This is a genomic window from Pseudarthrobacter humi (assembly GCF_024294965.1).
Lineage (GTDB): Bacteria > Actinomycetota > Actinomycetes > Actinomycetales > Micrococcaceae > Arthrobacter > Arthrobacter humi.
Genome location: NZ_JANCLV010000001.1, coordinates 254,022 through 267,280, shown reverse-complemented (window position 1 = coordinate 267,280; position 13,259 = coordinate 254,022). Strand labels below are relative to the sequence as shown.

The 13,259-nt window shown below is 63.3% G+C and carries 6 protein-coding genes; all 6 read right to left on the bottom strand.

Translation table 11 applies throughout. The annotated features are described in order from the left end of the window. Positions 1-22: 22 nt before the first annotated feature. Entirely contained in the window at positions 23-4,258 is a 4,236-nt protein-coding gene (locus NFC73_RS01310; protein ID WP_254747029.1) for a hypothetical protein, read from the bottom strand. A 156-nt stretch (positions 4,259-4,414) separates the two neighbouring features. Beyond that, positions 4,415-5,605, bottom strand: coding sequence for an elongation factor Tu (gene tuf / locus NFC73_RS01305; RefSeq protein WP_141141214.1), 1,191 nt, complete (start codon positions 5,603-5,605; stop codon positions 4,415-4,417). A gap of 245 nt (positions 5,606-5,850) precedes the next feature. Next, complete coding sequence (gene fusA / locus NFC73_RS01300; RefSeq protein ID WP_058931715.1) at positions 5,851-7,965, bottom strand: elongation factor G; 2,115 nt, start codon at positions 7,963-7,965, stop codon at positions 5,851-5,853. A 69-nt stretch (positions 7,966-8,034) separates the two neighbouring features. After that, positions 8,035-8,505 carry a 30S ribosomal protein S7 gene (gene rpsG, locus NFC73_RS01295; protein WP_011692813.1) on the bottom strand — a complete coding sequence of 157 codons (471 nt, stop codon included), beginning with the start codon at positions 8,503-8,505 and terminating at the stop codon, positions 8,035-8,037. A 1-nt stretch (position 8,506) separates the two neighbouring features. Further along, positions 8,507-8,881, bottom strand: coding sequence for a 30S ribosomal protein S12 (gene rpsL / locus NFC73_RS01290; protein WP_011692814.1), 375 nt, complete (start codon positions 8,879-8,881; stop codon positions 8,507-8,509). Between the two features lie 422 nt (positions 8,882-9,303). Next, complete coding sequence (locus tag NFC73_RS01285) at positions 9,304-13,203, bottom strand: DNA-directed RNA polymerase subunit beta' (RefSeq protein ID WP_254747026.1); 3,900 nt, start codon at positions 13,201-13,203, stop codon at positions 9,304-9,306. Positions 13,204-13,259 lie beyond the last annotated feature (56 nt).

The window sequence follows — 13,259 nt, the reverse complement described above, 5'->3', positions numbered from 1 at the left end:
CCTCTCGCTGTCAGCAACAGTATCAGTGCCGGCGGGACGCTTCCCTGCGGTCGCTGGACGGCGGGTGGGACTCAGGACCCGGGGTCGCCTCTGGTCCCGCCTCCGGCGCCTCACCGGCCGTTCCACGGTTCAGCCGCCAGACCGCAAACACGATCAGCCCCACAGCAATGAAGGCCAACAGCAGGAACGTGTACTGCCACATGGCCCACAGAAGGCAGGCCGCCACCCCCGCCGCGCCCCACCAGACGAAGGGCCGTTCCCCCAGTCCAAGGCCTGCCACGAGCAGCAGGGCGAGGAGCACCAGGACCCACAGCTGCTGCCCAGCGTTCCCGCCGAACACTATGCCCAGGCCGCTCAGCGAGAGCAAAACCGAGGCCGCGCCCACCAGCAGACGGCCGGCAGCTTGGTTGCCGGCGAAGTAGCGCAAGCCACCGAGGACAGCGGCCAGGACCACGTACCACTGGACAACCCAAAAGGGACTGGGAAGGTCGGTCAATAGCCGGCCTATGCGACCACCCGCCGGGTCCAGTTCGAAGATGGCAGTGCGCTGGATGGCAACTGTGAGGACCAACGCACCCACTTCAAGGGCGATCCGTCGCGCCCTTGCGGGTGCCTCCCGGTAGGACACCCCGACGGCGGCGGCCAGCACGGTGGCCGCCGTCCAGGACGTTGCATCGTGCCGGATTCCGTCGAGGACCACCAGCACGAGGCCGAGGAACGCCGCACCGGCAAGCGACCAACGACGCACCGGATCGGCCTGCAACGGGCCGCTGCGCATGAGCCGCACAGTGTAGAGGGCGGCCGAAGCCATGCCCGCGCCGGTCAGCCATGGCAGGAATCCGTCCCAGACGCCGGCGACATCCTGATACGCCTCCGCCGCCAATGCGACGGACCCGCCGAGCGCGGCCACGGCTGCCGGCGGATACAGGACCGGCAGATCCTCGATATGCGACGCCGTAAAGCACACGGCTGACACGGCCAGGACAGCCGCTCCCGTCACCCAGTCGGCCGCCAACGGCGAGATCAGCAGCCCAACACCGGCAAACGAGCCGGCGGTAACCAGCCAGAGCCAGTGCTCGACGTCCGCGTCGCCAGCGGCCTGTTGGTGACTATCCTGCTCGTGCCCGTTCTGAGTAAGCCTGTTCTGCCGGTGCCGCAGGATGCCGGCAGCGGTTGCAAGCAGCGCACCACCCAGCAGGGTTGCGGCAGTGCCGGTGTGGCTCAGGACCGCGGTCACAAGGAACGTCCCGCCGAACATGAACAGCGGGCCCAGGGCGAGCACGCCGAACAGGGCACCATACACAGCGAAGTAGCGGGCTCCGTTGGCACTGAAGAGTCTCCTGGCCACCACAGCAGAGACCAGCAGCAACAGCAGTTCCAGCAGCACCACCCAGCGGCCGCCGTCGTCGTCCTGCGCCAGCAGCGCGACGTCGCCAGGCCTGGTCACGTAGACCAGCGGCAGCATTGCCTGCCCGGCCAGGGTGATCCAGACTGCAGCCTGTTGGAAGGGGATGTCAGCCAGCCGTGAGCGCATCACCCAGCGGACGGCATGCTGGGCCGCGAGCACGAGGGCAAAGGCCACCGAAACCACAGTGGGCGAGGCGGTGATGTCGTAGCTGAGGACCACGGCGAGGCCTGCCGTCAGCACGCGGGCCGCCACAAAGTACCAGCCCTTCCTGGCCCGCTGTTGCGCGGCTACCACCATCAGCGTGGAGTAGACGGCGAAGATACCCAGGATCAGTTCCACCCGAAGCAGATCGCCATCGCTGAAGACCAGCAGCACAACAAATGCAAACGGGGCCAACCAGACTGCACCCGCCGCTCTGCGAAGGAAGTACCCAGAGGCCGCCGCGCCTAGGGCAACGAGTCCTGCAGCGAACGTTTCCTGCCAGTCTGCCGAACCTGACTGCAAGAGGCTGGCAATGCCGGCCAACTGGAGAAGGAGCACTGCGCCCGCGTCAGCAAGAATCCCGCGGGGAGCACGACGGCGGACGGCAGCAACCAGCGGAAAGCACAGCTGGAGTGCCAGCACCGTCACCAGGAGCGTTGCCGGGTGGACCACTTCGTCCGCGATGACCACCGGGCCGCCGTCCCGCTGCAGCTGGTGAAAAGCTGTGAGGGCAAGTACGGTGGCTGCCGCCCTGGCGAACCACCAGTAGGCCCAGCGGTGTTGGCGCAGAGGCAGACGAACCGCAGTGATGAGCAGGTATGCCGCCACCAACAACAACGCCGCGTTCCCGGCGCCTTGTGAAACGGCTCGGAACGCGACCGTGGCGGCGACCACGGACATACCCAGCGGCAAGGCCTCCCACACCGTAGCAACCCAGTCCGGTTCCGTAGCCGGCCGTGGAACCACCAGGGCTCCGATGACAAAAGCGGCAGAAAGCTGGATCATCACGCAGACGGCTGTCAGGCCGTGGTCCGGCGAGGTCTCAATGAACGGCATCCCCACCAGAACCAGTGCACCCCCCGCACCGAAGACGCCCAAGGTTGCCTCCGGCGCCAACGTCCGCACGCCCGCGCGTTCCAGGAACGCCGTCAGGAGTTGCTGGCACACGAGTGCCAGCAACAGTGCGAACACGGACGCCTCGGCCCGCCCGGGGCCGTCATCCATCACGGCCGCGGCAGCTACGGGGACCGCCCAGGTGAGGGCCAACCGGGACCCCAGAACCAACCGGCCGCGGAAATCACCTGCCGCGAAAACCCCCCGGATCGCCCAGAAGCCGGCTGCGGCGAGCAGCATTCCGGCGAGCGGCCACGCGCCCATCGAAGGTGAAACCATGCCGGCCAAAACCAGTGCGGCCACTGGCGCCCATTCGGCCCGGCCGGCCCACTTGGCTGCCAGCACCATGCCCGTGACCAACGATAAGGCCACCGGCACCCACAGCGGCACCGTAGTAGCGGCGGCGACCGAACCGTTGCCGCCCATAGCGCGGAAGACGCCGACAGCGGTCTCTTGAATGCTGAACGCCGTGGTGGCAGCGAGTTGCAGAGCAAACGTCGCCCAGGCATCAACCTGCCAGCGTCCTCCAGCGGCGTTCGGGCTGTTCCCGGCGCCGGACGAGCCTGGCTGCTGCTGGTGAAACCAGCCCGTCAGCCTGGCCGACAGGAACGCCAGCCCCACTGCCTGGGCGGCGAACAGCACGCCGGCGGCGAGCAGCGCATCGGTCCCGCGGCCGGTTAGGTGCCAAATCTCGACGGCGGCAGCCACCGTCAGGGCGGCACGTGCCGCATAGAAGTTGATCAGCCGGAACCGCCCCGGAACAGCCGCCATGAGGGCAAAATAGACTCCGCACATCCCGATGACCAGCGCGTACTCAGCTTTGTCCACCTGCAACGGCACGCAGGTCGCGGCGACGGCAACGGCCGGAACCACCAACGGGTGCAGGACCAGCAGAGGCCTGACATACACCGGCGGAAGCCATCGCGGCCGGGTCAGGGCAATCCCGGTTAGCAGCACGGCGACGGCAATGAGCGCAGCGAAATACCAGACGAGTGCGCCACCCAGGATTGAAACGCCGGAGAACGCTGTGGATGCCACAAAGGTGAAGGAAAGGTACACGAGAACCCTGCTCTCCAGCCGGACCGCCGCCGCGACATAAGCCGCAGTACCGATCAGCGACGTGATCAGCCAGGCAGACGGGCCGTGATGCAATGCGAAGTTGTACAGTGCCAGCCCGGTCACAGGAACCAGGGCAAGCCCGGTGCCGGTGAACGCCACGGCAGCAGGCTTCAGCCGCGGGACCCGGGCGTGCAGTACAAATCCCGCGCCATAGAACAGCGCCGTGACTGCGCAGACGCCGGCAAAGCGCAACATGGGCGGAAGGCTGGTGCCGATGAAGAGTGCTGCTGCAGCCACCAGCAGCAGGCTGGCCACGTACAGCGTGATGTTGATGTTCTGCCGGTCCCGCTTTTCACGGCGAGCCTGGCGCTCAGCCGGAGACTGCGGCGGAATCCTCGGTGGCACCGGCGCGGTGGGCGACGGCGACGATAAGGGCGCCGAAGGCGACGCTGGCACCAGAGAGATGTTGACATCGGCGGGCGCTGATGTGGCTGGCGTGGGCACACTGCCGGCTGCCGCCGTCGTACGCTGCCCCAGGTGCAGGCCCTCCCCCGGCTGTGAGTCCGCATCGGCTGAACTTGGCGATGGTGTTGCCCCCTGACGTGGCTGGCCGGACGCCTGAAGCTTGGCCACGGCGTCAAGCCACCCCTGGAGGTGACCGGCGCGGTACCCCGCTTCATATGATTCGTCCCTCACGGCGGTCCCTTTCCAGAGGGCAGGCCTGCCTGCACAATTAATCCAGTGATTGGATTAATTGTAGCAAAGAACAGCCCCGCTGCACTAGCAGCGGGGCTGTTCCAAACTTCGCGTCAGGCCGTCAGACGGCGATCAGCTCCGTAATCAGCAAGTAAATTACTTGATGATCTTGGTAACGCGTCCTGAACCAACGGTGCGGCCGCCTTCGCGGATAGCGAAGCCGAGGCCCTCTTCCATGGCGATGGGCTGGATGAGCGCAACGGTCATCTCAGTGTTGTCGCCAGGCATAACCATTTCCGTGCCTTCCGGCAGGGTGATAACGCCGGTTACGTCCGTGGTGCGGAAGTAGAACTGCGGGCGGTAGTTGGAGTAGAACGGGTTGTGACGTCCGCCTTCGTCCTTGGAGAGGATGTAGACGTTGGCCTCGAAGTCGGTGTGCGGGGTGATGGAACCCGGCTTGACGACAACCTGGCCACGCTCTACGTCATCGCGCTTCAGACCGCGGAGCAGGAGGCCACAGTTCTCGCCGGCCCATGCTTCGTCGAGCTGCTTGTGGAACATCTCGATACCGGTAACCGTGGTCTTCTGGACCGGGCGGATGCCGACGATCTCGACCTCGGAGTTGATGGCGAGAGTTCCACGCTCGGCGCGGCCCGTTACAACGGTGCCACGGCCGGTGATCGTGAAGACATCTTCGATCGGCATCAGGAACGGCTTGTCACGGTCACGTACGGGGTCCGGAACAGACTCGTCGACAGCTGCCATGAGGTCCTCGACGGACTTGACCCAAACCGGGTCGCCTTCGAGAGCCTTCAGGCCGGAAACGCGAACAACCGGAGCTTCATCGCCATCGAAGCCCTGAGCCGAAAGCAGCTCACGAACTTCCATTTCAACGAGGTCCAGCAGCTCTTCGTCGTCGACCATGTCCGACTTGTTCAGCGCAACCAGCAGGTAGGGAACGCCAACCTGGCGGGCAAGCAGAACGTGCTCGCGGGTCTGAGCCATCGGGCCGTCAGTGGCGGCAACCACGAGGATTGCACCGTCCATCTGTGCAGCACCGGTGATCATGTTCTTGATGTAGTCAGCGTGACCCGGAGCGTCTACGTGTGCGTAGTGGCGCTTCTCGGTCTGGTACTCAACGTGGGAAATGTTGATCGTGATGCCACGCTGGCGCTCTTCCGGAGCAGAGTCAATCGACGCGAAGTCGCGCTGCTCGTTGAGAGTCGGGTACTTGTCGTACAGCACCTTGGAAATGGCGGCAGTCAGCGTCGTCTTACCGTGGTCAACGTGACCAATGGTGCCGATGTTGACGTGCGGCTTAGTCCGCTCGAACTTTGCCTTTGCCACAGGTTCCTCCTAGAACGTTTTCAAATGACTTACCCTTCGACCGCGCTTATCGCGGCAGAAACTCAGGCAAGTCTACTTGGGGGGCTTTGGATTGGTGAAATTGCAGATTCAGGAACTAATACTAGTCCCTCGAGCCTGTTCGCGCAGATGGCCGGGGCCCGGCTTGACCGGACCCGGCCACCTGCACCAGGCGAGCTTCCGTCAACCGGAAACGCACCCGAGTTTTTGCTGCGAAAGTCGGAAGACTACTCGCCGCGGTTCTTCTGGATGATCTCGTCGGCAAATGCCTTCGGGACCTCGGCGTAGCTGTGGAACGTCATGGAATAAACAGCGCGGCCCTGGGTCTTGGAACGCAGGTCACCGATGTAGCCGAACATGCCGGACAGCGGGACGTGCGCACGGATGACCTTGACACCCTGTGCATCTTCCATGGACTGCATCTGGCCACGGCGGGAGTTGAGGTCACCGATTACTTCACCCATGTATTCCTCAGGGGTGCGGACCTCTACATCCATCAGCGGTTCGAGCAGGATGGGGTTCGCCTTGCGTGCGGCTTCCTTGAAAGCCATACGGCCGGCGATCTTGAACGCCATTTCCGAAGAGTCAACATCGTGGTAAGCGCCGTCAATCAGCGTCGCCTTGATGCCAACAACCGGGTAACCGGCCAGGACGCCGTCATTCAGTGCATCCTGGATACCGGCGTCAACCGACGGGATGTATTCGCGCGGAATACGGCCACCGGTGACCTTGTTCTCGAACTCGTACAGCTCGCCCTCGGAAGTGTCCAGCGGCCCGATGGCGATCTGGATCTTTGCGAACTGACCCGAACCACCGGTCTGCTTCTTGTGCGTGTAGTCGTGACGCGCAACAACATTCTTGATGGTTTCGCGGTAAGCGACCTGCGGCTTGCCAACGTTGGCCTCGACCTTGAATTCGCGGCGCATGCGGTCCACCAGGATGTCCAGGTGGAGCTCGCCCATGCCGGCGATGATGGTCTGACCGGTGTCCTCGTTGAGGGAGACCTGGAAGGTCGGGTCCTCAGCGGAGAGCTTCTGGATAGCGAGTGAGAGCTTCTCCTGGTCACCCTTGGTGTTCGGTTCGATGGCAACCGAGATCACGGGCTCCGGGAAGCTCATGGACTCGAGGACGATCTGGTTGCTGGAGTCACACAGGGTGTCGCCCGTGGTGGTGTCCTTCAGCCCGATCGCTGCGTAGATGTGGCCGGCGGTAGCGCCCTCGACGGGCATTTCCTTGTTGGCGTGCATCTGGAACAGCTTGCCGATGCGCTCCTTCTTGCCCTTGGTGGAGTTGACCACCTGAGCACCCGCTTCGACGTGACCGGAGTACACGCGGATGAAGGTGAGCTGGCCGAAGAAGGGGTGCGCAGCAATCTTGAACGCCAGAGCCGAGAACGGCTCCTCTGAGGAAGGCGCGCGTGTGAGTTCCTTCTCTTCGTCGCGAGGATCGTGACCGATCATCGGCGGGACGTCGAGCGGGTTGGGCAGGTAGTCAACCACGGCGTCAAGCATCGGCTGGACGCCGCGGTTCTTGAACGCGGAGCCACAGAAGACCGGGTAGAGCTCGGAGTTGATCGTCATCTTACGGATGCCGGCCTTGAGCTCCTCGACGGTGAGTTCTTCACCCTCGAGGTACTTCTCCATGAGCTCTTCGGTAGCGTCAGCCACCGTCTCAACGAGGGCAGCCCGGTATTCCTTGGCCTTCTCCAGCAGATCCGCGGGGATCTCCTGGACCTCGTACTTGGCACCCATGGTGACGTCACCCTTGGAGTCGCCCGGCCAGACCAGCGCGCGCATTTCCAGGATGTCGACAACGCCGACGAAGTCGTTCTCGGCACCGATCGGCAGCTGCATAACGAGCGGCTTGGCACCGAGGCGGCTGATGATGGTGTCTACCGTGTAGTAGAAGTCAGCGCCGAGCTTGTCCATCTTGTTGACGAAGCAGATACGCGGAACGTTGTACTTGTCAGCCTGGCGCCAAACGGTCTCAGACTGGGGCTCAACGCCTTCTTTACCATCGAACACGGCAACGGCGCCGTCGAGGACGCGCAGTGAGCGCTCAACCTCGACGGTGAAGTCAACGTGGCCGGGGGTGTCAATGATGTTGATCTGGTTGTTGTCCCAGAAGCAGGTCACGGCGGCAGACGTGATGGTGATGCCGCGTTCCTTCTCCTGTTCCATCCAGTCAGTCGTCGAAGCGCCGTCGTGCGTTTCGCCGATCTTGTGGTTCACACCTGTGTAGAACAGAATGCGCTCGGTGGTGGTGGTCTTGCCAGCATCGATGTGGGCCATGATGCCGATGTTGCGGACCTTACTAAGGTCTGTAAGCACGTCCTGTGCCACGGTGTCTCCCTTTCGGATGGACTACGCGTTCGCCGCCGGCTCAGTCGAGCCGGCGGCGTCCGGGAAGTATTACCAGCGGTAGTGTGCGAAGGCCTTGTTGGACTCGGCCATCTTGTGGGTGTCTTCGCGACGCTTCACAGCGGCACCGAGACCGTTGGAGGCATCCAGGATTTCGTTCTGGAGGCGCTCGGTCATGGTCTTTTCACGGCGGGCCTTGGAGTAACCAACCAGCCAACGCAGGGCGAGGGCGGTGGAGCGGCCCGGCTTGACCTCAACCGGAACCTGGTAGGTAGCGCCACCAACGCGGCGTGAGCGGACCTCGAGGGAAGGCTTGACGTTCTCCATGGCCTTCTTGAGGGCTGCTACGGGGTCGCCGCCGGACTTGGCGCGGGCGCCTTCGAGGGCACCGTAAACAATGCGCTCTGCGGTGGACTTCTTACCGTCAACCAGCACCTTGTTGATCAGCTGGGTAACCAGCGGGGAGCCGTAAACGGGATCTAGTACGAGCGGCCGCTTGGGGGCCGGACCCTTGCGAGGCATATTACTTCTTCTCCATCTTTGCGCCGTAACGGCTGCGTGCCTGCTTACGGTTCTTCACACCCTGGGTATCGAGGGCGCCACGGACGATCTTGTAGCGAACGCCGGGGAGGTCCTTCACGCGACCGCCGCGAACGAGCACAATGGAGTGCTCCTGCAGGTTGTGGCCTACACCGGGGATGTAGGCGGTAACTTCAACGCCACCGTTGAGGCGCACACGTGCAACCTTACGAAGAGCCGAGTTCGGCTTCTTGGGGGTGGTGGTGTAAACGCGGGTGCAAACACCGCGGCGCATCGGGCTGCCGTTAAGCGCGGGAGCCTTGGTCTTTTTGACCTTAGGCGTGCGGCCCTTGCGGACCAGCTGGTTAATCGTAGGCACTCTCGTGTTCTCCGTTGGTTTGATCTCTACCTTCACGCTCAGGCGCCAGCCTGAATATGATGGTTTTGGCGTTGCTCCTTGCAGCTGCGGCCTCTGGAAACTTGCGTAGGCGTGCAAAAGCGTGGCATTCGTTGCGCACCTTACCCGCAACCCGGAAACAAGCTCCACCCAGCATCATGAGAACAAAACCAAAATGATGCTGCGGCGGCCTTCATCCACTGCCACACAGAACAATTACCAAAATTCTAGCACGGCTTGATCCCGCGCCTTAATCGGGTGTATAGCGCACGACGGCGGACCCCGGGTGCCGCCGTCGTCCTCCACTCAAAGTTCCTTCAGCACTTAAACAGCAACGCGGGGTCACTTTGAGCCCAATCCGAGGTGCAGATTGGGCCGTACGTGACCCCGCGTTGCTTTAGGCGTTAGCGGAAGTCGTTGCCGAGATCGTAGTCATCCAGCGGGATGGCGTGGAACTCAGGAGCTCCGTCGCCGCCCAGGGAGTCATACGAGAAGTCACTGAATGCGCTGGGGCCGGTGAACAGGTTGGCCTTCGCTTCCTCAGTGGGCTCCACGGTGACCTCGGTGTAGCGCGGGAGACCCGTGCCGGCCGGGATCAGCTTACCGATGATGACGTTCTCCTTGAGGCCGAGCAGCGGGTCGCTCTTGCCTTCCATGGCCGCCTGCGTCAGGACGCGGGTGGTCTCCTGGAAGGAAGCTGCCGACAGCCAGGATTCGGTGGCCAGGGACGCCTTCGTGATGCCCATGAGCTCAGGACGTCCGGAAGCCGGAGTCTTGCCCTCGGACACAACGCGGCGGTTGGCCTCCTCGAAGCGGCTGCGCTCGGCGAGCTCGCCGGGGAGCAGATCCGATTCGCCGGACTCGATGACCGTGACGCGGCGCAGCATCTGGCGGACGATAACCTCGACGTGCTTGTCGTGGATACCGATGCCCTGGCTGCGGTACACGCCCTGGACCTCGTCCACCAGGAACTTCTGCGCGGCACGGGGACCCATGATGCGCAGAACCTGCTTGGGATCCACCGGACCGTTGATGAGCTTCTGGCCCACTGTGACGTGCTCGCCGTCCTCAATAAGGAGGCGTGAACGGCGCAGTACCGGGTAGGCGATCTCTTCAGAGCCGTCATCCGGGGTGATGACCAGGCGCATCTGGCGCTCGGACTCTTCGATGGCGATGCGGCCGGCTGCTTCAGCAATCGGTGCGACACCCTTCGGAGTACGGGCTTCGAAGAGCTCCTGGATACGGGGCAGACCCTGGGTGATGTCGTCGCCACCGCTGGCGGAAACAGCACCACCGGTGTGGAACGTACGCATGGTCAGCTGGGTACCGGGCTCACCGATGGACTGTGCGGCGATGATGCCGACGGCCTCGCCGATGTCCACGGTCTTGCCGGTGGCCAGTGAACGGCCGTAGCACAGGGCGCAGGTGCCGACGCTGGACTCACAAGTGAGTACGGAGCGGACCTTGACCTCGGTGATGCCGGCGGCGAACAGCTCAGCGATAACGACGTCGCCGCAGTCGGTGCCGCCGGCCGCAAGGACATTGCCCTTGGAGTCCACAACATCAACAGCGAGCGTACGGGCGTAGGCGCTGTTCTCGACGTTCTCGTCCAGGACCAGCTCGCCGTTGGCGTCCGGCACGGCGATTGCCGTGACCAGGCCGCGCTCGGTGCCGCAGTCCTCTTCGCGAACGATGACGTCCTGCGACACGTCCACCAGACGACGGGTCAGGTAACCCGAGTTGGCGGTACGCAGCGCGGTGTCAGCCAGACCCTTACGGGCACCGTGCGTGGCGATGAAGTATTCCAGCACCGACAGGCCCTCGCGGTAGGAGGACTTGATGGGACGCGGGATGATTTCACCCTTAGGGTTGGCCACCAGGCCACGGATACCCGCGATCTGACGGACCTGCATCCAGTTACCACGTGCGCCCGAGGACACCATGCGGTTGATGGTGTTCATCGGCGACAGGTTGTCACGCATGACCTGGGCGATCTCGTTGGTTGCCTTGTTCCAGATCTCGATCAGTTCCTGGCGACGCTCGTCGTCGTCGATCAGGCCCTTGTCGTACTGGCCCTGGATCTTGGCAGCCATGGTTTCGTAGCCGGCGAGGATCCGCGGCTTGTCCTTGGGTACCTCGATGTCCGAGATGGCGACGGTAACACCTGAGCGGGTGGCCCAGTAGAAACCGGCGTCCTTCAGGTTGTCCAGCGTTGCCGCCGTAACCACCTTCGGGTAGCGCTCGGCGAGATCGTTGACGATCGTGGACAGTTCGCCCTTGTCCGCAACGTTCTCAACCCACGGGTAATCCGCCGGCAGCGTCTGGTTGAAGATGACCTGTCCCAGGGAGGTCTGGACGAGCACCGGCTGGCCGGCTTCGTAGCCTTCCGGAGCTTCCCAGCCAGCGTACGGAACGAAGCCTTCGAGGCGGATCCGGACCTGCGAGTTCAAGTGCAGTTCGCGGAGGTCGTAGGCCATGATGGCTTCGGCAACCGAGGAGAAGACGCGTCCTTCGCCAGCTGAACCGACACGCTTGGTGGTCAGGTGGTAAAGGCCGATGATCATATCCTGCGAAGGCAGGGTGACCGGGCGGCCGTCAGACGGCTTCAGGATGTTGTTCGAGGACAGCATCAGGATGCGTGCCTCAGCCTGGGCTTCCGGGCTCAGCGGCAGGTGGACTGCCATCTGGTCGCCGTCGAAGTCAGCGTTGAAGGCGCCACAAACCAGCGGGTGGAGCTGGATTGCCTTACCTTCAACAAGCTGCGGTTCGAACGCCTGGATGCCAAGGCGGTGCAGGGTAGGTGCACGGTTGAGCAGCACCGGGTGTTCGGTGATGATCTCTTCCAGCACGTCCCAGACCTGCGGACGGTAACGCTCCACCATGCGCTTGGCCGACTTGATGTTCTGGGCGTGGTTGAGGTCAACCAGGCGCTTCATCACGAACGGCTTGAAGAGCTCCAGCGCCATCTGCTTGGGCAGACCACACTGGTGCAGCTTCAGCTGCGGGCCAACGACGATGACCGAACGGCCGGAGTAGTCAACACGCTTGCCGAGGAGGTTCTGGCGGAAACGACCCTGCTTGCCCTTGAGCATGTCGCTCAGGGACTTCAGCGGACGGTTGCCAGGACCGGTGACCGGACGGCCGCGACGGCCGTTGTCGAAGAGGCTGTCAACAGCTTCCTGCAGCATGCGCTTCTCGTTGTTGACGATGATCTCCGGGGCACCGAGGTCAAGCAGGCGCTTGAGGCGGTTGTTGCGGTTGATCACACGACGGTAGAGGTCGTTGAGGTCGGAGGTCGCGAAGCGGCCACCGTCCAGCTGGACCATCGGGCGCAGTTCCGGCGGGATCACCGGGACGGCGTCCAGCACCATGCCGAGCGGGCTGTTGTTGGTGGTCAGGAACGCGTTGACCACCTTCAGGCGCTTCAGGGCACGGGTCTTGCGCTGGCCCTTGCCGTTGGCGATGATGTCGCGCAGCAGGTCAGATTCGGCCTGCATGTCGAAGTTCTCAAGACGCTTCTTGATGGCTTCGGCACCCATGGAGCCTTCGAAGTACATGCCGTAGCGGTCGCGCAGCTCGCGGTAGAGGCCTTCGTCGCCTTCGAGGTCTGCGACCTTCAGGTTCTTGAAACGGTCCCAGACCTGCTCGAGGCGCTCGATCTCGGCGTCGGCACGCTTACGCACGTTGGCCATCTGACGGTCCGCGGAGTCGCGGGCCTTCTTCTTGTCGGCAGCCTTGGCACCTTCACCTTCGAGGCGCGCGATCTCGTTTTCGAGGTCACGGGCGATCGTGGCGATGTCGGAGTCGCGGTTGTCGATCAGCTGCTTCTTCTCGATGTCGTGCTCAACCTGCAGGTTGGGCAGTTCCTCGTGGCGGCTGTCGGCGTCGACGCTGGTGATCATGTAGGCAGCGAAGTAGATGACCTTTTCGAGGTCCTTCGGTGCCAGGTCAAGGAGGTAGCCCAGGCGGGACGGAACACCCTTGAAGTACCAGATGTGCGTGACCGGGGCGGCCAGCTCGATGTGGCCCATGCGCTCACGGCGGACCTTCGCACGGGTGACTTCAACGCCACACCGCTCGCAGATGATGCCCTTGAAGCGCACGCGCTTGTACTTACCGCAGTAGCATTCCCAGTCGCGGGAAGGGCCGAAGATCTTCTCGCAGAAGAGGCCGTCCTTCTCGGGCTTGAGCGTGCGGTAGTTGATGGTTTCCGGCTTCTTAACCTCGCCGTAAGACCAGCCACGGATGTCATCCGCGGTGGCGAGGCCGATCTGCATGAGGCCGAAGGAGGATTCGCTGGACATATGGTCCCTGTTCTCTCTTGTTCTCTAAATTCTGAAGTCTTGGTTACGGGAAGAGG

Bases quoted from the DNA above. Each gene is read 5' to 3' on its own strand.
- NFC73_RS01285 (WP_254747026.1), bottom strand. From the start codon at position 13,203: ATGTCCAGCGAATCCTCCTTCGGCCTCATGCAGATCGGCCTCGCCACC.
- rpsG (WP_011692813.1), bottom strand. From the start codon at position 8,505: ATGCCTCGCAAGGGTCCGGCCCCCAAGCGGCCGCTCGTACTAGATCCC.